20 protein-coding genes are annotated in these 22,141 nt (G+C 54.6%); 16 read left to right on the top strand and 4 right to left on the bottom strand.

The features are described from left to right. Positions 1–11: 11 nt before the first annotated feature. A complete protein-coding gene (metE, locus tag OGV83_RS03740) occupies positions 12–2,273 on the top strand; it encodes a 5-methyltetrahydropteroyltriglutamate--homocysteine S-methyltransferase (protein WP_286463168.1) in 2,262 nt (753 codons plus the stop codon). A gap of 96 nt (positions 2,274–2,369) precedes the next feature. Here the strand turns inward: metE and OGV83_RS03735 are convergent, their stop codons facing one another. After that, a complete protein-coding gene (locus OGV83_RS03735; protein ID WP_286463167.1) occupies positions 2,370–3,179 on the bottom strand; it encodes a dienelactone hydrolase family protein in 810 nt (269 codons plus the stop codon). Between the two features lie 258 nt (positions 3,180–3,437). Here OGV83_RS03735 and udp point away from each other — a divergent pair, with 258 nt between their 5' ends. From udp to tatD, 9 genes are all read left to right on the top strand, one after another. Next, on the top strand, positions 3,438–4,199 hold the full coding sequence (udp, locus tag OGV83_RS03730; protein ID WP_012131176.1) for a uridine phosphorylase: 762 nt from the start codon (positions 3,438–3,440) through the stop codon (positions 4,197–4,199). Between the two features lie 139 nt (positions 4,200–4,338). Then, the gene (gene rmuC, locus OGV83_RS03725) at positions 4,339–5,766 is read left to right on the top strand and encodes a DNA recombination protein RmuC (protein WP_200093331.1); all 1,428 of its coding nucleotides are present in this window, start codon (positions 4,339–4,341) and stop codon (positions 5,764–5,766) included. A 94-nt stretch (positions 5,767–5,860) separates the two neighbouring features. Then, a complete protein-coding gene (gene ubiE / locus OGV83_RS03720; protein WP_012131179.1) occupies positions 5,861–6,616 on the top strand; it encodes a bifunctional demethylmenaquinone methyltransferase/2-methoxy-6-polyprenyl-1,4-benzoquinol methylase UbiE in 756 nt (251 codons plus the stop codon). A 13-nt stretch (positions 6,617–6,629) separates the two neighbouring features. Then, positions 6,630–7,235 (top strand): ubiquinone biosynthesis protein UbiJ, encoded by a 606-nt coding sequence (ubiJ, locus tag OGV83_RS03715; RefSeq protein WP_115182274.1) that lies wholly within the window; start codon positions 6,630–6,632, stop codon positions 7,233–7,235. After that, on the top strand, positions 7,232–8,872 hold the full coding sequence (gene ubiB / locus OGV83_RS03710) for a ubiquinone biosynthesis regulatory protein kinase UbiB (RefSeq protein ID WP_012131181.1): 1,641 nt from the start codon (positions 7,232–7,234) through the stop codon (positions 8,870–8,872). The genes ubiJ and ubiB overlap by 4 nt, the downstream gene beginning before the upstream one ends. A 73-nt stretch (positions 8,873–8,945) precedes the next feature. Next, a complete protein-coding gene (gene tatA / locus OGV83_RS03705) occupies positions 8,946–9,212 on the top strand; it encodes a Sec-independent protein translocase subunit TatA (protein ID WP_286463165.1) in 267 nt (88 codons plus the stop codon). A gap of 3 nt (positions 9,213–9,215) precedes the next feature. Continuing rightward, the gene (gene tatB, locus OGV83_RS03700; protein ID WP_286463164.1) at positions 9,216–9,764 is read left to right on the top strand and encodes a Sec-independent protein translocase protein TatB; all 549 of its coding nucleotides are present in this window, start codon (positions 9,216–9,218) and stop codon (positions 9,762–9,764) included. A gap of 2 nt (positions 9,765–9,766) precedes the next feature. Then, on the top strand, positions 9,767–10,546 hold the full coding sequence (tatC, locus tag OGV83_RS03695) for a Sec-independent protein translocase subunit TatC (RefSeq protein WP_012131184.1): 780 nt from the start codon (positions 9,767–9,769) through the stop codon (positions 10,544–10,546). 41 nt (positions 10,547–10,587) lie between these two features. Next, positions 10,588–11,370, top strand: coding sequence for a 3'-5' ssDNA/RNA exonuclease TatD (gene tatD, locus OGV83_RS03690; RefSeq protein WP_286463163.1), 783 nt, complete (start codon positions 10,588–10,590; stop codon positions 11,368–11,370). A gap of 7 nt (positions 11,371–11,377) precedes the next feature. Here the strand turns inward: tatD and rfaH are convergent, their stop codons facing one another. Further along, positions 11,378–11,866, bottom strand: coding sequence for a transcription/translation regulatory transformer protein RfaH (gene rfaH / locus OGV83_RS03685; protein ID WP_104867953.1), 489 nt, complete (start codon positions 11,864–11,866; stop codon positions 11,378–11,380). A gap of 243 nt (positions 11,867–12,109) precedes the next feature. On the opposite strand from rfaH, the gene ubiD reads away from it, so the two are divergent. Both ubiD and fre read left to right on the top strand, forming a co-directional pair. Continuing rightward, positions 12,110–13,594: a 4-hydroxy-3-polyprenylbenzoate decarboxylase gene (ubiD, locus tag OGV83_RS03680; RefSeq protein WP_012131187.1), complete on the top strand. Its 1,485-nt coding sequence runs from the start codon at positions 12,110–12,112 to the stop codon at positions 13,592–13,594. A gap of 41 nt (positions 13,595–13,635) precedes the next feature. Beyond that, complete coding sequence (fre, locus tag OGV83_RS03675; RefSeq protein WP_012131188.1) at positions 13,636–14,337, top strand: NAD(P)H-flavin reductase; 702 nt, start codon at positions 13,636–13,638, stop codon at positions 14,335–14,337. A gap of 161 nt (positions 14,338–14,498) precedes the next feature. Here the strand turns inward: fre and fadA are convergent, their stop codons facing one another. Then, a complete protein-coding gene (fadA, locus tag OGV83_RS03670; protein WP_286463162.1) occupies positions 14,499–15,662 on the bottom strand; it encodes an acetyl-CoA C-acyltransferase FadA in 1,164 nt (387 codons plus the stop codon). Between the two features lie 9 nt (positions 15,663–15,671). After that, entirely contained in the window at positions 15,672–17,861 is a 2,190-nt protein-coding gene (fadB, locus tag OGV83_RS03665) for a fatty acid oxidation complex subunit alpha FadB (RefSeq protein ID WP_130028665.1), read from the bottom strand. A 188-nt stretch (positions 17,862–18,049) separates the two neighbouring features. Between fadB and pepQ the strand changes: the two genes are divergently transcribed. From pepQ to hemG, 4 genes are read left to right on the top strand one after another with little or no spacing between them, the layout of a single operon-like run. Beyond that, a complete protein-coding gene (gene pepQ / locus OGV83_RS03660) occupies positions 18,050–19,381 on the top strand; it encodes a Xaa-Pro dipeptidase (protein ID WP_012131193.1) in 1,332 nt (443 codons plus the stop codon). Further along, positions 19,381–19,995, top strand: coding sequence for an IMPACT family protein (locus tag OGV83_RS03655; RefSeq protein ID WP_012131194.1), 615 nt, complete (start codon positions 19,381–19,383; stop codon positions 19,993–19,995). Before pepQ ends, OGV83_RS03655 begins: the two co-directional genes overlap by 1 nt. Before the next feature lie 37 nt (positions 19,996–20,032). Beyond that, positions 20,033–21,484: a Trk system potassium transporter TrkH gene (trkH, locus tag OGV83_RS03650; protein WP_012131195.1), complete on the top strand. Its 1,452-nt coding sequence runs from the start codon at positions 20,033–20,035 to the stop codon at positions 21,482–21,484. A gap of 11 nt (positions 21,485–21,495) precedes the next feature. Next, positions 21,496–22,041: a menaquinone-dependent protoporphyrinogen IX dehydrogenase gene (gene hemG, locus OGV83_RS03645; RefSeq protein ID WP_047459942.1), complete on the top strand. Its 546-nt coding sequence runs from the start codon at positions 21,496–21,498 to the stop codon at positions 22,039–22,041. Positions 22,042–22,141: the final 100 nt, after the last annotated feature.

Raw genomic sequence — 22,141 nt, 5'->3', positions numbered from 1 at the left:
GAGGAATAAACATGACAATCCGCAATCACACCCTCGGTTTTCCTCGCGTTGGCCTGCGTCGTGAGTTAAAAAAAGCGCAAGAGAGCTACTGGGCGGGTAACGCCACCCGTGAAGACCTGCTGGCAACCGGACGTGAACTGCGTGCGCGCCACTGGGATCAACAAAAGCAGGCGGGCATCGACCTGCTGCCGGTGGGCGATTTCGCCTGGTACGACCATGTTCTGACCACCAGCCTGTTGCTGGGCAATGTACCGGCTCGTCATCAGAACAGCGACGGCTCGGTGGATATCGACACTCTGTTCCGCATTGGCCGCGGTCGCGCGCCGACCGGTGAGCCGGCTGCGGCGGCGGAAATGACCAAATGGTTTAACACCAACTATCACTATATGGTGCCGGAGTTTGTGAAGGGTCAGCAGTTTAAACTGACCTGGACTCAGCTTCTGGATGAAGTGGACGAAGCGCTGGCGCTGGGTCACAAGGTGAAACCGGTACTGCTGGGGCCGGTAACCTACCTGTGGCTGGGTAAAGTGAAAGGTGAGTCGTTCGACCGTCTGAGCCTGCTGAACGACATTCTGCCGGTCTACAAACAGGTACTGACCGAGCTGGCGAAACGCGGCGTTGAATGGGTACAGATTGATGAACCTGCGCTGGTGCTGGAACTGCCGCAGGAATGGCTGGATGCTTACAAGCCTGCGTATGATGCGCTGCAAGGCCAGGTGAAGCTGCTGCTGACGACCTATTTTGAAGGCGTCACGCCGAATCTGGATACCATCGCCGCGCTGCCGGTGCAGGGTCTGCACGTTGATCTGGTACACGGTAAAGATGACGTTGCCGAACTGCACAAGCGTCTGCCGTCTGACTGGCTGCTGTCTGCGGGTCTGGTTAACGGTCGCAACGTCTGGCGCGCCGATCTTACGGAAAAATATGCGCAAATTAAGGACATTGTCGGCAAACGCGACCTGTGGGTGGCCTCGTCCTGCTCTCTGCTGCACAGCCCGATCGACCTGAGCGTCGAAACCCGTCTGGATGCGGAAGTGAAAAGCTGGTTTGCTTTCGCGCTGCAAAAATGCGGTGAGCTGGCGCTGCTGCGCGATGCGCTGAACAGCGGCGACACGGTAAAACTTGAAGCGTGGAGCGCGCCGATTCAGGCTCGTCGCCACTCCACCCGCGTGCACAACGCGGCGGTGGAGAAACGTCTGGCGGCGATTACCGCCCAGGACAGCCAGCGTGCCAGCCCTTATGCCGAACGTGCCCAGGCGCAGCGTAACCGTTTTAACCTGCCGTCATGGCCGACCACCACGATCGGCTCATTCCCGCAGACGACGGAAATCCGCGGCCTGCGTCTGGACTTCAAAAAGGGCAACCTTGATGCAAATCACTACCGTACCGGCATCGCTGAACACATCAAACAGGCGATCGTTGAGCAGGAGCGTTTAGGTTTAGACGTACTGGTACACGGTGAAGCCGAGCGTAACGACATGGTGGAGTACTTCGGTGAGCATCTGGATGGTTTTGTTTTCACCCAGAATGGCTGGGTGCAGAGCTATGGCTCCCGCTGCGTGAAACCGCCGGTCGTCATTGGCGATGTCAGCCGCCCGGAACCGATCACCGTGGAGTGGGCGAAATACGCGCAGTCCCTGACTGATAAACCGGTGAAAGGGATGCTGACCGGCCCGGTGACGATCCTCTGCTGGTCATTCCCGCGTGAAGATGTGAGCCGTGAAACCATCGCTAAACAGATTGCGCTGGCGCTGCGTGATGAGGTTGCCGATCTGGAAACGGCGGGAATCGGCATCATTCAGATTGATGAACCGGCACTGCGTGAAGGGCTGCCGCTGCGTCGCAGCGACTGGGATGCTTACCTGCAATGGGGTGTGGAAGCCTTCCGCATCAACGCTGCGGTGGCGAAGGATGATACCCAGATCCATACCCACATGTGTTACTGCGAGTTCAATGACATCATGGATTCTATCGCGGCGCTGGATGCGGACGTGATTACCATTGAAACGTCGCGCTCTGATATGGAGCTGCTGGAGTCGTTCGAAGAATTTGAATACCCGAACGAAATCGGGCCGGGCGTCTACGACATTCACTCGCCGAACGTACCGAGCGTCGAGTGGATTGAAGCCCTGCTGAATAAAGCCGCTCAGCGTATTCCGGCGGAACGTCTGTGGGTGAACCCGGACTGCGGCCTGAAAACCCGTGGCTGGCCGGAAACCCGCGCCGCGCTGGCGAACATGGTCAAAGCCGCGCAGAATCTGCGTCAGGCATAATTCGGTGCTCGGGAAGCGCTAGCGCTTACCCGGGTTACAGGAAATCGCAACTGTTGTAGGCCCGGTAAGGCATAGCCGCCACCGGGCAATTAACGTTTATTTCTTCCCGCCGTACTGCGCAAACCACCCCAGCATTCTTTGCCAGCCATCTTTCGCCGATTCTTCGTGATAGCTTGGACGATAATCCGCATTAAAAGCATGCCCTGCATCCGGGTAAACGACGATCTCCGCTTTGGCGTTTGCTGCGCGCAGCGCCTGCCGCATGGTTTCGACGGTATCCACGGGAATGCCAGTGTCCTGCCCGCCATACAGCCCCAGAACCGGCGCGTTCAGAGCGGTCGCGATATCCACCGGGTGTCTGGGCGAGTTCAGGGTTTTGTCCCCGACCAGCTTTCCATACCATGCTACCGCGGCTTTTAACTGTGGATTGTGTGCAGCATACAGCCAGGTAATACGCCCACCCCAGCAAAAGCCGGTTATCATCAGACGATGCACATCGCCGCCGTTGCGGGAGGCCCAACTGGCGACGTGGTCCAGATCCGCCAGTACCTGAGAGTCCGGTACTTTGGCCACCAGACCGCTTAACAGCGTTGGGATATCGGCAAAATCGTTCGGATCGCCTTCGCGGAAATAGAGTTCTGGTGCGATAGCCAGATACCCTTCCAGCGCCAGGCGGCGGCAAACGTCGCGAATATGTTCATGAACGCCAAAGATCTCCTGCACCACAATGACAACGGGTAACGCGCCATCGTTCACTTTTGGCCGCGCGTGCCAGGCGGGCATCTCATCACCCTGAGTAGGAATAGATGTTACGCCTGCGATAATGGCGTCATCAGGGGTGTGAACCGTTGTGGTAGCAAGGGGGGAAGCAGCAGGTGCAAAGCCAGATTGTTGTGTCGTTGTCATGGTATTCTCCGTACCCTTAAGGAAATAGCGCAATGTTAAATATAGACAGCATGCAACAAATCACATTGCCTGAAACAGGCTATCTTTTGTGCAATGGTGCGCGGTATTGATATGTTTATGTGATGTAACTCACTATTTCATGGTAATTCAATGCAATTTATTTACTTCATGGTGATGAGCGTCACGAAACTATTTTTAGCTCTTCGGTAAAGTGTCTTTTTGCTTCTTCTGACAAACCCGATTCACAGAGGAGTTTTTATGTCCAAGTCTGATGTTTTTCATCTCGGCCTCACCAAAAATGATTTACAAGGGGCTACGCTGGCTATCGTCCCTGGCGACCCGGAGCGTGTGGAAAAGATCGCCGCGCTGATGGAAAAGCCGGTTAAGCTGGCATCTCATCGCGAATTCACCACCTGGCGTGCTGAGCTGGATGGTAAAGCTATCATCGTCTGCTCTACCGGTATTGGCGGCCCGTCCACCTCTATTGCGGTAGAGGAACTGGCGCAACTGGGTATTCGTACTTTCCTGCGTATCGGCACCACTGGCGCTATTCAGCCGCATATCAACGTGGGCGATGTGCTGGTCACAACCGCGTCTGTACGTCTGGACGGAGCGAGCCTGCACTTTGCGCCGATGGAGTTCCCGGCCGTCGCCGATTTTGAATGTACGACTGCGCTGGTTGAAGCGGCGAAATCCGTGGGCGCGACCACTCACGTTGGCGTTACCGCCTCTTCTGACACCTTCTATCCGGGTCAGGAACGTTACGACACCTTCTCTGGCCGCGTCGTTCGTCGTTTCAAAGGTTCTATGGAAGAGTGGCAATCGATGGGCGTCATGAACTACGAAATGGAATCCGCTACGCTGCTGACCATGTGCGCGAGCCAGGGTCTGCGTGCCGGTATGGTGGCGGGCGTTATCGTTAACCGCACTCAGCAAGAGATCCCGAATGCGGAAACGATGAAACAGACCGAAAGCCATGCGGTGAAAATTGTTGTGGAAGCAGCGCGTCGTCTGCTGTAATTCTTCCCTTTCCCACGAAAGGCCGACGCGTTCGGCCTTTTCTTTTTGCGTAGCGCCTCGCAGGAAAACCCTTTCAAACTGGACGTTTATACAGCACAATTCTATTTTGTGCGGGTAATTCCTTGATGCAGGGGGCGTGGTGGATATCACAATCATTTTGTATGCCGTGTTGGCGCTGGCAGGTGTGGGGGTAGGCTGGCTGATCGCCAGTTATCAACAGGCGCAGCATAAGGCCGAACAGCTGGCGGAACGTGAAGAGATTGTGGCGTCGCTCAGCGCTGCAAGACAGCAGGTTGCGCTAAGCGAACACTGGCGCGAGGAGTGTGAACTGCTCAATAACGAACTGCGCAATCTGCGGGACATCAACACCTCGCTGGAAGCGGATCTGCGTGAAGTCACCACGCGACTGGAGGCCACTCAGCTGCATGCGGAAGATAAAATCCGCCAGATGATCAACAGCGAACAGCGCTTAAGCGAGCAGTTTGAGAACCTTGCCAACCGCATCTTCGAGCAGAGCAACCGCCGGGTTGATGAGCAAAACCGCCAGAGTCTGAATAGCCTGTTAACGCCGCTGCGCGAACAGCTGGATGGCTTCCGTCGCCAGGTGCAGGACAGCTTTGGTCAGGAGGCGCGTGAACGCCACACCCTGGCGCATGAGATCCGCAATCTACAACAGCTGAATGCGCAAATGACGCAGGAAGCGGTGAACCTGACGCGCGCGTTGAAAGGCGATAATAAAACCCAGGGTAACTGGGGAGAAGTGGTGCTGACGCGCGTACTTGAAGCCTCGGGTCTGCGTGAAGGTTATGAGTATGAAACCCAGGTGAGTATTGAAAATGACGCCCGCTCGCGTATGCAGCCGGATGTTATTGTGCGTCTGCCGCAAGGGAAGGATGTCGTCATCGACGCCAAAATGACGCTGGTTGCCTATGAGCGCTATTTTAACGCTGAAGATGAGTACACGCGCGAAAGCGCGTTGCAGGAGCACATCGCGTCAGTACGTAACCATATTCGCTTGCTGGGGCGCAAGGATTACCAGCAGTTGCCGGGGTTACGCACGCTCGACTATGTGCTGATGTTCATTCCTGTCGAGCCTGCGTTTTTACTGGCGCTGGACAGACAGCCCGAACTGATTACCGAAGCGCTTAAAAATAATATTATGCTGGTCAGCCCGACGACGTTGCTGGTGGCGTTGCGTACGATTGCCAACTTATGGCGCTATGAGCATCAAAGCCGTAACGCGCAGCACATCGCAGACAGAGCCAGCAAACTCTACGACAAGATGCGCTTATTTATCGATGACATGTCGTCCATCGGCCAGAGTCTGGACAAAGCGCAGGACAACTACCGGCAAGCCATGAAAAAACTCTCCTCAGGGCGTGGAAATGTGCTGGCGCAGGCGGAGGCTTTTCGTGAGCTGGGGGTGGAAATCAAACGCGAGATAAATCCAGATCTGGTTGAACGTGCGACCTCGCAGGATGAAGAGTATCGTTTACGCGCGGTTCCTGAAGATCAACAGGATACGCCTTGTGCTGATGATGAGCGGATAAATCAGCAATCGCACTAGTTCCTTCGGGGTAGCGGAGCCCGGTTGAAGGGTAGGGCAAATTGGCCCAATCTGTTACACTTCTCGAACATTTTATTGATGAGCAGGCACTGAGATGGTGGAAGATTCACAAGAAACGACGCACTTTGGCTTTCAGACCGTCGCTAAAGAGCAGAAAGCTGACATGGTGGCCCACGTTTTTCATTCTGTGGCGTCAAAGTACGATGTCATGAATGACTTGATGTCATTTGGCATTCACCGCTTGTGGAAGCGCTTCACCATCGACTGTAGCGGCGTGCGTCGTGGTCAGACTGTTCTTGACCTGGCGGGCGGTACAGGCGACCTGACAGCCAAATTCTCGCGTCTGGTTGGCGAAACCGGCAACGTTATCCTGGCGGATATCAATGACTCGATGCTCAAAATGGGCCGCGAGAAGCTACGTAACATTGGCGTGATTGGCAATGTTAAGTACGTGCAGGCCAACGCCGAAGCGCTACCTTTCCCGGATAACACATTCGATTGCATCACCATTTCGTTTGGTCTGCGTAATGTGACGGAAAAAGAGAAAGCGCTGCGCTCCATGTACCGTGTACTGAAACCGGGCGGGCGTTTGCTGGTGCTTGAGTTTTCTAAACCAATTATCGAGCCGCTGAGCAAAGCGTATGACGCATATTCATTCCACATTTTGCCGCGTATTGGCTCAGTCGTGGCGAATGATGCGGACAGTTACCGCTATCTGGCGGAATCTATCCGTATGCATCCGGATCAGGACACCTTAAAAGCGATGATGCAGGACGCCGGGTTTGAAAGCGTCGATTACTACAACCTGACGGCGGGCGTTGTTGCGCTGCATCGTGGCTATAAGTTCTGACAGGAGACCGGGGATGCCTTTTACACCCTTCGTGACCGCAGGAATCGAAAATCTGCTCAATACCTTTCTGTACCGTTCACTGGCGCTGAAATCCGCCAGAGCGCGTTTGCAGGACAAGGTGCTGCGTGTGGAGCTCAAAGGATTTTCGACGCCGCTCGTATTGGTGTTCAGTGAACGCCAGGTCGATGTGCTGGGGGCATGGGAAGGCGAGGCTGATTGCACGGTCATCACGCATGCCAGCGTGTTGCCTGAATTGCGCGATCGCCAGCGGCTTACCGCGCTTATTCGCAGCGGCGAGCTGGAGGTTCAGGGCGATATTCAGGTGGTACAGAATTTTGTGGCGCTGGCCGATCTGGCGGAATTCGATCCCGCAGAGCTTTTAGCGCCTTATACCGGCGATATCGCGGCGGAAGGGATCAGCAAAGTCCTGCGTGGCGGCGCTAAGTTTTTACGTCATAACATTCAGCGTCAGCAGCGTTATATCGCTGAGGCGATGACTGAAGAGTGGCGTATGGCGCCCGGGCCGCTGGAAGTGGCATGGTTTGCAGAAGAAACGGCAGCCGTTGAGCGTGCAGTAGACGCGCTGACTAAACGGCTGGAAAAACTGGAGGCCAAATGACGCCAGGTGAAGTACGGCGCCTTTATTTCATCATTCGCACCTTTTTAAGTTACGGCCTTGATGAGCTGATCCCCAAAATGCGTATCACGCTGCCGCTTCGGTTATGGCGTTACTCATTATTCTGGATGCCGAACCGGCATAAAGACAAACCGCTGGGTGAACGATTAAGGCTGGCTTTGCAGGAGCTGGGGCCGGTGTGGATCAAATTTGGTCAAATGCTTTCCACCCGTCGTGACCTTTTCCCGCCTCAGATTGCCGATCAGCTTGCGCTATTGCAGGATAAAGTTGCCCCTTTTGATGGCGCGCTGGCGAAAGCACAAATTGAAGAAGCAATGGGCGGCCTGCCTGTTGAAGAGTGGTTTGATGACTTTGACATCCAGCCATTAGCCTCTGCGTCGATTGCCCAGGTACATACCGCGCGGCTGAAGTCGAACGGTAAAGAGGTGGTGATTAAGGTTATCCGCCCGGATATTCTGCCGGTTATTAAAGCCGATTTAAAACTGATCTACCGTCTTGCCCGTTGGGTGCCGCGCCTGCTGCCGGACGGACGACGCCTGCGCCCGACCGAAGTTGTTCGCGAGTATGAAAAAACGCTGATCGATGAACTGAATTTGCTGCGTGAATCGGCAAACGCCATCCAGCTACGGCGTAATTTCGAAAACAGCCCCATGTTGTATGTTCCTGAAGTCTATTCCGACTACTGTAGTCAGGACATGATGGTCATGGAGCGGATTTACGGCATTCCCGTTTCGGATGTGGCGACGCTGGAAAAGAACGGCACCAACATGAAGCTGCTGGCTGAGCGTGGCGTACAGGTCTTCTTTACCCAGGTGTTCCGCGACAGTTTTTTCCATGCGGATATGCACCCTGGCAATATCTTCGTCAGCTATGAGCATCCTGAAAATCCGAAATACATTGGGATTGATTGCGGCATTGTGGGGTCGCTGAACAAAGAGGATAAACGCTATCTGGCGGAGAATTTCATCGCGTTCTTTAACCGTGACTACCGCAAAGTAGCGGAACTGCATGTGGATTCAGGGTGGGTGCCACCGGATACCAATGTTGAAGAGTTTGAGTTCGCTATCCGCACCGTGTGCGAGCCCATTTTCGAAAAACCGCTGGCGGAAATCTCGTTTGGTCACGTTTTATTAAACCTTTTCAATACGGCGCGTCGATTTAACATGGAAGTCCAGCCACAGCTGGTATTGTTACAAAAGACATTGCTGTATGTTGAAGGGGTTGGACGCCAGCTCTATCCACAGTTGGATCTGTGGAAAACGGCGAAGCCGTTTCTTGAATCCTGGATTAAAGATCAGGTTGGCATTCCTGCGCTCACCAGAGCACTTAAGGAAAAAGCGCCGTTCTGGGTCGAAAAAATGCCAGAAATACCTGAACTGGTGTATGACAGTTTGCGCCAGGGCAAATATTTACAGCACAGTGTTGATAAGATTGCGCGCGAGCTTCAGGAGAATCATGTGCGTCAGGGACAATCCCGCTATTTACTGGGCATTGGCGCGACGTTGTTGTTAAGTGGGACATTCCTGCTTGTCAGCCGCCCGGAATGGGGGCTGATGCCTTGCTGGTTAATGGCCGGAGGCCTGGTCGCCTGGCTGATTGGCTGGCGTAAAACTCGCTGATTTTTTCATCGCTCAAGGCAAGTCGTGTATAATGCGACCTTAATAATTCATCATCTATCACAGAGGAACTCGTATGGGTGGTATCAGTATTTGGCAGTTGTTGATCATTGCCGTCATCGTTGTACTGCTATTTGGCACCAAAAAGCTCGGCTCCATCGGTTCCGATCTTGGCGCGTCCATTAAAGGCTTCAAAAAAGCGATGAGCGATGATGATGCGAAGCAGGATAAAACCAGTCAGGACGCTGATTTTACCGCTAAATCTATCGCTGATAAGCAAGGTGAAGCGCAAGGCGAAACGAAGAAAGAAGACGCCAAAAGTCACGATAAAGAGCAGGTATAATTCGTGTTTGACATCGGTTTTAGCGAACTGCTGTTGGTATTCGTGATCGGCCTCATCGTTCTGGGGCCTCAACGATTGCCGGTAGCGGTAAAAACGGTAGCGGGCTGGGTACGCGCGTTGCGATCCCTTGCGACCACGGTGCAGAATGAACTGACCCAGGAGCTGAAGCTCCAGGAGTTTCAGGACAGTCTGAAGAAGGTCGAAAAAGCGAGCCTCCAGAACCTGACTCCAGAACTGAAAGCCTCAATGGATGAACTTCGTCAGGCCGCAGAGTCGATGAAGCGTTCCTACAGCGCCAACGATCCTGAAAAAGCGAGCGATGAAGCGCATACCATCCATAATCCGGTGGTGAAGGATAACGAAGCGCAGCATGAAGGGGTTACACCTGCCGCCGCTGAAACCCAGGCCAATTCTCCTGAGCAAACATCGGAAACGGCTGATGCCGGGCAGCCTGAACAGACGGAAGCCGCTTCCGTAAACGAGATGGACGCAGAAAAGAAATCCGCCGCGACTGTTGTCGAATCCTCCCCCTCGTCGAGTGATAAATCGTAAACATGGCTGTAGATGATACCCAACCTCTTATTACGCATCTGATTGAACTGCGTAAGCGTCTGTTGAACTGCATTATTGCGGTTATTGTGATTTTTCTGGCGTTGGTCTATTTCGCCAATGACATTTATCACATGGTTGCCGCGCCGCTGATCGAACAGATGCCGCAGGGTGCGACGATGATCGCCACCGACGTGGCCTCGCCGTTTTTCACCCCTATCAAACTGACTTTCATGGTGTCGCTGATCCTGTCTGCGCCCGTGATTTTGTACCAGGTATGGGCGTTTATTGCCCCTGCGCTGTATAAGCATGAACGTCGTCTTGTCGTGCCGCTGCTGGTGTCCAGCTCGCTGTTGTTCTATATCGGCATGGCGTTCGCCTACTTTGTGGTCTTCCCGCTCGCGTTTGGTTTCCTTGCCAATACCGCGCCGCAGGGCGTACAGGTTTCTACCGATATCGCCAGTTACCTCAGCTTTGTGATGGCGTTATTTATGGCATTCGGCGTCTCTTTCGAGGTGCCCGTCGCGATTGTCCTGCTCTGCTGGATGGGGGTAACTACCCCTGAGGACTTGCGTAAGAAGCGTCCTTACGTCGTGGTTGGCGCGTTTGTCGTGGGGATGCTGCTGACGCCGCCAGATGTCTTCTCACAAACATTGCTGGCGATACCGATGTACTGCCTGTTTGAGGTTGGCGTGTTCTTCTCTCGCTTCTATGTCGGTAAACGACGTCCACGAGAAGAAGATGACGAGGCCGAGACTGAGCAGGCCGGGAAAACTGAAGAATAAACGCAACCGCCCGTCAGGGCGGTTGTTATATGGGAGGAAGCATGTTTGATATCGGCGTTAATTTAACCAGTTCGCAATTTGCGAAAGATCGCGATGACGTGGTGACGCGCGCGCTGGCTGCCGGGGTGTCGGGTATGCTTCTGACCGGAACCAATCTGCACGAAAGCCAGCAGGCGCAAAAACTGGCGCAGCGTTATGCCTGCTGCTGGTCGACGGCTGGCGTACATCCGCATGACAGCAGCCAGTGGCAATCAGAAACTGAAGACGCGATCGTTGCTCTGGCAAGCCAGCCGGACGTGGTGGCGATTGGCGAATGTGGTCTGGACTTCAATCGTAATTTTTCCACGCCGCAAGAACAGGAACGCGCCTTCCAGGCGCAGTTGCGCATTGCCGCTGAGTTGCAGATGCCCGTTTTTATGCACTGTCGGGATGCGCATGCGCGTTTTCTGGCGCTGCTTGAGCCGTGGCTGGATAAACTCCCGGGCGCGGTATTGCATTGCTTTACCGGTACGCGTAAGGAGATGCAGGAGTGCATAGACAGAGGGCTTTATATCGGTATCACGGGTTGGGTCTGCGATGAACGTCGCGGTCTTGAATTGCGTGAGTTGCTGCCCTTCATCCCTGCGGAAAAACTGTTGATTGAGACCGACGCCCCCTACCTGTTGCCGCGCGATCTCACGCCTAAACCGGCTTCGCGGCGTAACGAACCGGCGCATCTGGCGCACATTCTTGCGCGCGTTGCCCACTGGCGCGGGGAAGACCCGCAATGGCTGACGGCCACAACGGATGCCAATGTCAAAACGTTGTTTGGGATTGCCTTCTAAAGCGCGCTTAAACTTTACGAAACGCGGTGTTTTTCACGCTCTGCTTCACCTCTTTATTCAGCAGGTTAAGCAGCAGCATGGAGCGCGCTTCGCCATCCGGTTCGGTAAAAATCGCCTTCAGACCTTCAAATGCGCCTTCAGTGATAATCACGCTGTCCCCTGGGTAGGGCGTTTCGGGATCAACAATGCCTTCCGGTTTGTAGACAGAAAGCTGATGAATCACGTTGGACGGAACGGTGGCAGGGTGCGCGCCAAACCGCACGAAGTGGCTGACGCCGCGCGTGGCGTTGATCGTGGTGGTATGAATCACTTCCGGGTCGAATTCAACAAACAGATAGTTAGGAAAGAGCGGTTCGCTAACGGCGGTACGTTTGCCGCGCACCATTTTTTCCAGCGTGATCATCGGCGTCAGGCAATTTACCGCCTGTCTTTCGAGGTGTTCCTGAGCACGCTGAAGTTGCCCGCGCTTGCAGTACAGTAAATACCAGGATTGCATAATAACTCTTATCCGCTTGTCCGGGGCGCAAGCATAACAAAAGCCATGCGCTAAGTTAATTATACCCGTTGTATTTCAGGCTGCTTCTTTGTTGACTACCTCGCCGCAACCTGAAATTTATTGGGTAGATAACCCCTGGGTTCCCCTGTACCGTCAGAGTTCACGCTAATTTAACAAAAATACAGCATCACGATGATGAACGCCGTATAATGAGGCGCTTACAAAGAGGCCACAACTGACGCCATGAAATATCACGACTTACGCGACTTCCTGACGCTGCTGGAACAGCAGGGTGAACTCAAACGCATTACGCTTGCGGTAGATCCCCATCTGGAAATGACTGAAATTGCTGACCGTACGCTGCGTGCGGGCGGGCCTGCTCTGTTGTTTGAAAATCCTAAAGGCTATGCGATGCCGGTGTTGTGCAACCTGTTTGGCACGCCCAGACGCGTCGCAATGGGTATGGGCCAGGAAGATGTCACCGCGTTGCGCGAAGTCGGCAAGCTGCTGGCGTTTCTGAAAGAGCCGGAGCCGCCGAAAGGGTTCCGCGACCTGTTTGATAAGCTGCCGCAGTTTAAGCAAGTGCTGAACATGCCGACCAAACGGCTACGCGGCGCGCCGTGCCAGCAGAAAGTGTTCTCTGGCGACGACGTTGATTTACAGCGTATTCCCATCATGACCTGCTGGCCGGAAGATGCCGCGCCGCTTATTACCTGGGGGCTGACCGTGACGCGCGGCCCTCACAAAGAGCGGCAAAATCTGGGGATCTACCGTCAGCAACTGATCGGCAAAAACAAATTGATCATGCGTTGGTTGTCGCATCGTGGCGGCGCGCTGGATTTCCAGGAGTGGTGCGCGGCGCATCCTGGCGAGCGTTTCCCGATTGCGGTGGCGCTGGGTGCCGATCCGGCCACCATTCTCGGCGCAGTGACCCCCGTACCGGATACGCTGTCGGAATACGCGTTTGCAGGGCTACTGCGTGGCACAAAGACGGAAGTGGTTAAATGTCTCTCCAGCGATCTTGAAGTACCTGCAAGTGCGGAAATCGTCCTGGAAGGTTATATTGAACCGGGCGAAATGGCGGCGGAAGGGCCGTATGGCGACCACACCGGTTATTACAATGAAGTGGATAACTTCCCGGTTTTCACCGTTACGCACATTACGCAGCGTGAAGACGCCATTTATCACTCAACTTATACCGGCCGACCGCCTGATGAACCTGCTGTGCTCGGCGTGGCGTTGAATGAAGTCTTCGTCCCGATTTTGCAAAAGCAGTTCCCGGAAATTGTTGATTTCTATCTTCCGCCGGAAGGGTGTTCTTATCGACTGGCCGTTGTAACGATGAAAAAGCAGTACGCGGGCCATGCGAAACGCGTCATGATGGGCGTTTGGTCATTTTTACGCCAGTTTATGTATACCAAATTTGTTATCGTCTGCGATGACGACGTCAACGCACGCGACTGGAATGATGTGATTTGGGCGATCACCACCCGTATGGACCCGGCGCGGGATACGGTGCTGGTAGAAAACACCCCCATTGATTATCTGGATTTTGCCTCGCCGATCTCCGGGCTAGGTTCAAAAATGGGACTGGATGCCACAAACAAATGGCCGGGCGAAACCCAACGTGAGTGGGGGCGTCCTATCAAGAAAGATCCTGAAGTGACTGCGCGTATTGACGCGATTTGGGATGAGCTGGCCATCTTTAACGACGGTAAAGGCGCCTGAGGCGCGATCGTTTTGCCCTATAGACCCGACAGAGGGAGCGCATGACAACCTTAAGCTGTAAAGTGACCTCGGTAGAAGCTATCACCGATACCGTATATCGCGTTCGTTTAGTGCCAGACGCGGCGTTTTCCTTTCGCGCTGGTCAGTATCTGATGGTCGTAATGGATGAGCGGGATAAGCGTCCGTTCTCTATGGCCTCCACGCCGGATGAGCACGGATTCATTGAGCTGCACATTGGCGCTTCGGAGCTTAATCTGTATGCGATGGCGGTGATGGATCGCATTCTGAAAGACAGAGAAATTGTCGTCGATATTCCGCATGGCGAAGCCTGGCTGCGTGATGATGAAGAACGCCCGCTGATTCTGATTGCGGGGGGAACGGGTTTCTCCTATGTCCGTTCAATTTTGCTGACGGCGCTTGCGCGTAATCCGAATCGCGACGTGACGATCTACTGGGGCGGGCGTGAAGAGAAGCATCTCTACGATCTCGCTGAGCTGGAGGCGCTTTCGGTTCAACACCCGAATCTGCGCGTTGAGCCGGTGGTTGAGCAACCGGAAGAAGGCTGGCGTGGCCGCACGGGCACGGTATTAACTGCGGTATTGCAGGATCACGGTACGCTGGCGGGGCATGATATCTACATTGCCGGTCGTTTTGAGATGGCGAAAATCGCTCGTGATCTGTTCTGCAATGAGCGTAACGCGCGGGAAGATCGCCTGTTTGGCGATGCGTTTGCCTTTATCTAAGCAATAAAAAACCCGCCCCTGACAGGCGGGAAGAACGGCAACTAAATTGTTATAGAGTGGCATTTGCGTTGTAGGCCGGATAAGACGCCTGAGCGTCGTCATCCGGCATGGTCGCCGGGGGCGCTTCGCTTGTCCGGCCTCCAATAAATAACGCTCTATGATTAAACTCGCTCAAATACTGTCGCGATACCCTGACCTAATCCGATACACATCGTCGCCAGGCCAAACTGGGCGTCTTTGCGCTCCATCAGATTCAACAGCGTGGTGCTGATGCGCGCCCCGGAACAACCCAGCGGGTGGCCCAGTGCGATCGCGCCGCCGTTGAGGTTGATCTTCTCGTCAATCTGCTCCATCAGTCCCAGATCTTTTATACACGGCAGGATCTGCGCGGCGAACGCTTCGTTCATTTCAAACAAATCAATATCGCTGGCGGCAAGCCCTGCTTTTTTCAGCGCCAGTTTTGACGCCGGAACCGGGCCGTAACCCATAATTGAGGGATCGCAACCGACAACTGCCATTGAACGAATGCGGGCGCGTGGTTGCAGGCCCAGTTCACGCGCACGGCTTTCGCTCATTACCAGCATGGCGGCTGCGCCATCGGAGAGGGCGGAAGAAGTGCCTGCGGTCACGGTGCCGCTGACCGGATCAAACGCGGGGCGCAGAGTCGACAGCGCTTCGACGGTGGTCTCCGGGCGGATGACTTCGTCGTAGCTAAACTGCTTTAGCACGCCGTCGGCGTCATGACCGCCGGTCGGGATGATCTCGTTTTTAAACGCGCCGGACTGCGTGGCTGCCCAGGCGCGGGCGTGTGAACGTGCGGCAAACGCATCCTGCATTTCACGGCTGATGCCGTGCATACGGGAAAGCATTTCTGCCGTCAGCCCCATCATCCCGGCGGCTTTGGCTACGTTGCGGCTCAGGCCGGGATGGAAATCGACGCCATGACTCATTGGCACATGGCCCATATGCTCCACGCCGCCAATCAGGCACGTCTGCGCGTCACCGGTCATGATCATCCGTGCGGCATCGTGCAGCGCCTGCATGGAGGAACCACACAGACGGTTAACGGTGACCGCCGGAACGGAGTGGGGGATTTCAGCCAGTAGCGCGGCGTTGCGGGCGATGTTAAAACCCTGCTCCAGCGTTTGTTGCACGCAGCCCCAGTAAATGTCGCCGATAGCGGCTGCTTCCAGCGCGGGATTACGCGCCAGCAGACTGCGCATTAAGTGTGCGGAGAGATCTTCTGCCCGCACGTTACGAAATGCGCCGCCCTTTGAACGGCCCATCGGGGTGCGAATTGCATCGACAATGACAACCTGTTCCATTGTGACTCCTTAAGCCGTTTTCAGGTCGCCAACCGGGCGGGCTGGCTCAACCGGGGGATAGTACGGTTCGTTATGGCGCGCTTTGTTACGCAGACCTTCCGGCACTTCATAGAGTGGGCCGAGGTGCTGATACTGCTGCGCCATATCGAGATATTTTGCGCTGCCGAGCGTATCCAGCCAGCGGAACGCGCCGCCGTGGAACGGAGGGAAGCCCAGACCGTAAACCAGCGCCATATCCGCTTCTGCCGGACTGGCGATGATGCCTTCTTCCAGACAGCGCACCACTTCGTTGACCATCGGAATCATCATGCGGGCGATAATCTCTTCGTCGCTGAAGTCGCGTTTCGGCTGGCTGACCTCTGCCAGCAGGCTGTCCACGGCTGCGTCTTCTTCTTTCTTCGGCTTGCCTTTGCTGTCTTCTTTATAGCGCCAGAAACCCAGACCGTTTTTCTGACCATAGCGGCTGGCGTCAAACAGCGCGTCGATGGCATCACGATAATCTTTCTGCATACGCTGTGGGAAACCGGCCGCCATGACTGCCTGTGCATGATGCGCGGTATCGATCCCGACCACATCCAGCAGATAAGCCGGGCCCATCGGCCAGCCAAACTGTTTCTCCATCACTTTGTCGACTTTGCGGAAATCGGCGCCGTCGCGCAGTAGCTGGCTGAAACCGGCGAAATACGGGAACAGTACGCGGTTAACAAAGAAGCCGGGGCAGTCGTTGACCACAATCGGCGTTTTGCCCATTTTGCTGGCCCAGGCGACGACTTTAGCGATGGTTTCATCCGAGCTTTTCTCGCCGCGAATGATTTCAACCAGCGGCATCCGGTGTACCGGGTTAAAGAAGTGCATGCCGCAGAAGTTTTCCGGGCGCTTCAGCGCGCTTGCCAGTTCACTAATTGGAATGGTGGACGTATTTGACGCCAGCACGGTATCCGGGCGGACGTTGTCTTCGGTCTCCGCCAGTACCGCTTTCTTCACTTTCGGGTTTTCCACTACCGCTTCGACCACCACATCAACGCGATCAAAACCGGCGTAGTTCAGCGTTGGGTGAATCGTTGAAATCACGCCCGCCAGTTTCAGGCCGTCGATCCTGCCGCGTTCCAGCTGCTTATTCAGCAGTTTCGCCGCTTCGGTCATGCCCAGCATCAGGGATTTGTCGTTGATATCTTTCATGATCACTGGCACGCCTTTCCAGGCTGACTGGTAAGCGATGCCGCCGCCCATAATACCTGCGCCCAGTACGGCTGCCTGCTTCGGTGTTTCAACGTCTTTGGTCAGCTTTTTCGCTTTACCTTTCACGAACTGATCGTTGAGGAAGATACCGACCAGCGCGCGGGCTTCATTGGTATGCGCCAGCGGGACAAAGCTTTTATTTTCCAGATTCAGGGCTTCTTCACGGCCAAAGCGTGCGGCGGCTTCGATCGTTTTCACGGCGGTCATCGGGGCGGGGTAATGCTTCCCGGCCGTCTGCGCCACCATGCCTTTGGCGATGGTAAAGCTCATCGCCGCTTCAATTTTACTGAGCTTCAACGGTTCCAGCTTCGGCTGGCGTTTAGCTTTCCAGTCCAGTGAGCCGTCAATCGCCTGACGTAATACCGCTATTGCGCCATCAAGCAGTTTTTCCTGTTTCACGATACCGTCGACCAGGCCGATTTTCAGCGCCTGCTCAGCGCCGATGTCTTTCCCGGCAGCAATAATTTCCAGCGCGCTGTCAGCGCCCAGCATACGCGGCATACGGACAGAACCGCCAAAGCCCGGCATGATGCCCAGCTTCGTTTCTGGCAGGCCAATGCGCAGATCCGGCGTCACCAGACGATAATCGGTTGCCAGTACGCACTCGCAGCCGCCGCCCAGCGCATAGCCGTTGATGGCGGAAAGCGTTGGCACCGGTAAATCTTCGAGGCGATTAAAGACGCTGTTGGCAAAGTGCAGCCACTGGCTTAACTGTTCTTCAGGAACAAGGAACAGCGAAAGGAATTCGGTGATATCGGCACCGACAATAAAGGCTGCTTTGTTAGAGCGCAGCAGCAGCCCTTTTAAATCTGTTTGCTTTTCCAGCACGTCCAGCGCCTGGCCGAGGCTGGCGACGGTCGCAGTGTCGAGTTTATTGACCGATCCTGGGGCATCGAACACCAGTTCGGCGATGCCATCTTCCAGCCAGTCGAGGTACAGGGTGTCGCCTTTGTAAAGCATGTCAGTCTCCTGAATCCGCAAGGTGATCTGGTCATACCAGATGAAGCGAGTGTGTATTTTGTGTTAAAAAAATGCAAATAAGAGATTAAAAAAATGCCGATGCGATCACGCTCGGCAGAAATCACGCTCTCCCGGAGCGATGTGCTAAGATGCGGAGACTCGAGGTCAAAAAAACAGAAGGGTAGAAAATGGAATCACTGGCCGCACTCTATAAAAATCATATCGTTACCTTACAAGAACGGACGCGTGACGCACTGGCGCGTTTTAAGCTGGATGCGCTACTTATTCACTCCGGCGAGCTTATCAACGTCTTCCTCGACGACCATCCCTATCCGTTTAAAGTTAACCCGCAGTTTAAAGCCTGGGTACCGGTCACACAGGTTCCAAATTGCTGGTTGCTGGTCGATGGCGTGAATAAACCCAAACTGTGGTTCTACCTGCCGGTGGATTACTGGCACAACGTTGAGCCGCTGCCCACGTCGTTCTGGACCGAAGAGGTAGAGGTGATTGCCCTGCCGAAAGCCGACGGTATTGGCAGCCAGCTCCCTGCCGCGCGCGGTAATATCGGTTACATCGGTCCGGTGCCGGAGCGTGCGCTGCAACTGGATATCGCCGCCAGCAACATCAACCCGAAAGGGGTGATCGATTACCTGCATTACTACCGTGCGTACAAAACGGATTACGAACTGGCCTGTATGCGTGAAGCGCAGAAAACGGCGGTGAACGGCCATCGCGCGGCAGAAGAAGCGTTCCGTTCCGGTATGAGCGAGTTCGACATTAACCTGGCTTACCTGACCGCGACCGGCCACCGTGACACCGATGTGCCTTATAGCAATATCGTGGCGCTCAACGAGCACGCTTCGGTTCTTCATTACACCAAACTGGATCATCGCGCGCCGTCTGAAATGCGCAGCTTCCTGCTGGATGCCGGGGCGGAATATAACGGTTATGCCGCAGACCTGACGCGTACCTGGGCGGCAAACAATGACACCGATTACGCTCAGTTAATCAAAGATGTGAATGACGAACAGCTGGCGCTGATTGCGACCATGAAAGCGGGCGTCAGCTACGTGGATTATCACATTCAGTTCCATCAACGCATCGCGAAATTGCTGCGTAAGCATCAGATTGTCACCGATATCAGCGAAGAAGCGATGGTCGAGAACAATCTCACCGGGCCGTTTATGCCGCACGGTATTGGTCATCAACTGGGTCTTCAGGTTCATGATGTTGCAGGCTTTATGCAGGACGATACCGGGACGCATCTGGCCGCGCCGTCGAAATACCCTTATCTGCGCTGCACCCGCGTGCTGCAACCGCGCATGGTGTTGACCATTGAGCCGGGGATCTACTTTATCGAATCGCTGTTGGCGCCGTGGCGCGAGGGGCAATTCAGCAAGCACTTCAACTGGCAGAAAATTGAAGCGCTGAAACCGTTCGGCGGCATTCGTATTGAAGACAACGTGGTGATTCACGAAAACGGTGTTGAAAATATGACGCGGGATTTGAAACTGGCGTGATGGACAGCTGGTTAATCCCTGCGGCGCCGGTCACTGTCGAGGAAGAGATCAAAAAAAGCCGCTTCATTACGCTGCTCGCCCACACGGACGGTGTTGAAGCGGCGAAAGCCTTTGTTGATGCTGTCAGAGCGGCGCATCCAGATGCGCGTCATCATTGCGTGGCATGGGTGGCGGGCGCGCCGGATGATTCACAACAGCTGGGATTTTCTGATGATGGCGAACCGGCGGGAACGGCGGGCAAACCGATGCTTGCCCAGCTAATGGGCAGCGGCGTTGGCGAGATCACCGCTGTTGTGGTGCGTTACTATGGCGGTATTCTGCTCGGCACCGGTGGGCTGGTAAAAGCCTACGGCGGCGGCGTGAATCAGGCGTTGCGTCAGTTAACGACGCAGCGCAAGACGCCGTTAACCGAATATACTTTGCAGTGTGAGTACGGCCAACTGGCCGGAATAGAAGCATTATTAGGGCAGTTTGCCGGTCAAATCGTTACCAGCGATTATCAGGCATTCGTTCGGCTCAGGGTGGCGCTTCCTTATGCAAATGTGGATGAATTTTCAGCAAGGCTGGCGGATTTTAGCCGTGGTTCATTGCAATTGTTAGCGATTGAAGAATAATCCCACCTCATTTTGAAGAACAAAGGAAGCGGCAGAGATGCATTTTCGCGCCATTACCCGAATCGTTGGACTGTTGGTCATTTTATTTTCGGGAACAATGATCCTCCCTGGACTGGTTGCGTTGATCTACCGTGATGGGGCGGGGCGGGCATTCACGCAGACATTCTTTGTCGCACTGGTGATCGGCTCTCTGCTGTGGTGGCCCAACCGCCGGGAGAAAGGCGAGCTTAAATCCCGCGAAGGGTTTCTCATTGTGGTGCTGTTCTGGACCGTACTGGGAAGCGTGGGGGCGTTGCCGTTTATCTTCTCTGAAAGCCCGAACCTCACCATTACCGATGCTTTTTTTGAATCATTCTCCGGCTTAACGACAACGGGCGCGACGACGCTGGTGGGGCTGGACTCTTTACCGCACGCGATTCTCTTTTACCGCCAGATGTTGCAATGGTTTGGCGGGATGGGGATCATTGTGCTGGCGGTGGCGATTCTTCCTATCCTCGGCGTCGGGGGGATGCAGCTCTACCGCGCAGAAATGCCGGGGCCGCTGAAAGACAATAAAATGCGCCCGCGTATTGCGGAAACGGCAAAGACGCTATGGCTGATTTATGTGTTACTGACGGTGGCCTGCGCGCTGGCGCTATGGTTCGCCGGAATGCCCGCGTTTGACGCCATTGGGCACAGTTTTTCTACTATCGCCATTGGTGGTTTCTCTACGCACGATGCCAGCGTCGGTTATTTCGATAGCCCGACCATTAACAGCATCATGGCTATCTTCTTGCTGATCTCTGGCTGTAACTACGGTCTGCACTTCTCTTTATTAAGCGGGCGCAGCCTGAAAGTTTACTGGCGTGACCCTGAATTTCGTATGTTCATTGGCGTTCAGTTGACGCTGGTGGTGATCTGTACGCTGGTGCTGTGGTTCCACGATATCTATAACTCGGCGCTGACCACGCTCAACCAGGCGTTCTTTCAGGTCGTATCAATGGCGACAACCGCCGGGTTTACCACTGACAGCATCGCCCGCTGGCCGCTCTTTCTGCCGGTGCTGCTGTTATGCTCTGCGTTTATCGGCGGCTGTGCGGGGTCAACGGGCGGCGGGCTGAAGGTGATCCGCATCCTGTTGCTGTTCAAACAGGGGAACCGTGAACTGAAGCGTCTGGTCCATCCGAATGCGGTTTACAGTATAAAACTGGGGCACCGTGCGCTGCCGGAACGTATCCTCGAAGCGGTATGGGGATTCTTTTCTGCTTATGCCTTAGTCTTTATTGTCAGTATGCTGGCCATTATCGCGACTGGCGTGGATGACTTTTCCGCGTTTGCCTCCGTTGTGGCGACCCTTAACAACCTGGGGCCAGGGTTAGGTGTGGTTGCGGACAACTTTGCCAGCATGAACCCTGTTGCGAAATGGATTCTGATCGCCAATATGTTATTTGGTCGTCTTGAAGTCTTTACTTTGCTGGTACTTTTTACCCCTACCTTCTGGCGTGAATAATGGAGTAACACGTGAAAACATTGATTCTTTTTTCTACCCGGGACGGACAAACGCGCGAGATAGCTTCTTATCTGGCCTCGGAATTAAAGGAGTTGGGGATCTGGGCGGATGTGATTAATCTCCATCGTACTGAAGAGCTGGACTGGCAAAGTTACGATCGCGTGGTGATTGGCGCCTCTATTCGTTATGGTCATTACCATGCCGCTTTCCAGGAGTTTGTGAAGAAGCACGCTACGCGCCTGAACGCGATGCCGAGTGCGTTTTATTCCGTTAACCTGGTCGCGCGTAAACCTGAAAAGCGCACACCGCAGACCAACAGCTACGCGCGCAAGTTTCTGATGAGTTCGCAGTGGCGACCCGATCTTTGCGCCGTTATTGCTGGCGCGCTTCGTTACCCTCGTTACCGCTGGTATGACCGTCTGATGATTAAACTCATTATGAAGATGTCTGGCGGTGAAACGGATACGAGTAAAGAAGTGGTCTATACCGACTGGGAACAAGTGGCGAATTTTGCCCGCGACATCGCCCAATTAACCAACAAATCGTTGGCAAAATAAACGTAAAGAATAAAAAACACGCAGTCGGAAAATAATTTTAAATTTCCCCTTGTCAGGCCGGAATAACTCCCTATAATGCGCCTCCACTGACACGGAACAA

Origin of the sequence: Citrobacter sp. CK189 (assembly GCF_030333505.1) — a bacterium.
Taxonomy (GTDB): domain Bacteria; phylum Pseudomonadota; class Gammaproteobacteria; order Enterobacterales; family Enterobacteriaceae; genus Citrobacter_B; species Citrobacter_B koseri.
The sequence above is the reverse complement of the archived record's forward strand: the minus strand, read 5'-3'. Positions and strand labels throughout refer to the sequence as shown.

Coding starts and splice junctions, on each gene's coding strand:
- ubiE (WP_012131179.1), top strand. CDS start 5,861: ATGGTGGAAGATTCACAAGAAACGACGCACTTTGGCTTTCAGACCGTC.
- fadA (WP_286463162.1), bottom strand. CDS start 15,662: ATGGAACAGGTTGTCATTGTCGATGCAATTCGCACCCCGATGGGCCGT.
- ubiB (WP_012131181.1), top strand. CDS start 7,232: ATGACGCCAGGTGAAGTACGGCGCCTTTATTTCATCATTCGCACCTTT.
- trkH (WP_012131195.1), top strand. CDS start 20,033: ATGCATTTTCGCGCCATTACCCGAATCGTTGGACTGTTGGTCATTTTA.
- fadB (WP_130028665.1), bottom strand. CDS start 17,861: ATGCTTTACAAAGGCGACACCCTGTACCTCGACTGGCTGGAAGATGGC.
- ubiJ (WP_115182274.1), top strand. CDS start 6,630: ATGCCTTTTACACCCTTCGTGACCGCAGGAATCGAAAATCTGCTCAAT.
- metE (WP_286463168.1), top strand. CDS start 12: ATGACAATCCGCAATCACACCCTCGGTTTTCCTCGCGTTGGCCTGCGT.
- rfaH (WP_104867953.1), bottom strand. CDS start 11,866: ATGCAATCCTGGTATTTACTGTACTGCAAGCGCGGGCAACTTCAGCGT.
- tatC (WP_012131184.1), top strand. CDS start 9,767: ATGGCTGTAGATGATACCCAACCTCTTATTACGCATCTGATTGAACTG.
- pepQ (WP_012131193.1), top strand. CDS start 18,050: ATGGAATCACTGGCCGCACTCTATAAAAATCATATCGTTACCTTACAA.
- OGV83_RS03735 (WP_286463167.1), bottom strand. CDS start 3,179: ATGACAACGACACAACAATCTGGCTTTGCACCTGCTGCTTCCCCCCTT.
- udp (WP_012131176.1), top strand. CDS start 3,438: ATGTCCAAGTCTGATGTTTTTCATCTCGGCCTCACCAAAAATGATTTA.
- OGV83_RS03655 (WP_012131194.1), top strand. CDS start 19,381: ATGGACAGCTGGTTAATCCCTGCGGCGCCGGTCACTGTCGAGGAAGAG.
- ubiD (WP_012131187.1), top strand. CDS start 12,110: ATGAAATATCACGACTTACGCGACTTCCTGACGCTGCTGGAACAGCAG.
- tatA (WP_286463165.1), top strand. CDS start 8,946: ATGGGTGGTATCAGTATTTGGCAGTTGTTGATCATTGCCGTCATCGTT.
- fre (WP_012131188.1), top strand. CDS start 13,636: ATGACAACCTTAAGCTGTAAAGTGACCTCGGTAGAAGCTATCACCGAT.
- tatD (WP_286463163.1), top strand. CDS start 10,588: ATGTTTGATATCGGCGTTAATTTAACCAGTTCGCAATTTGCGAAAGAT.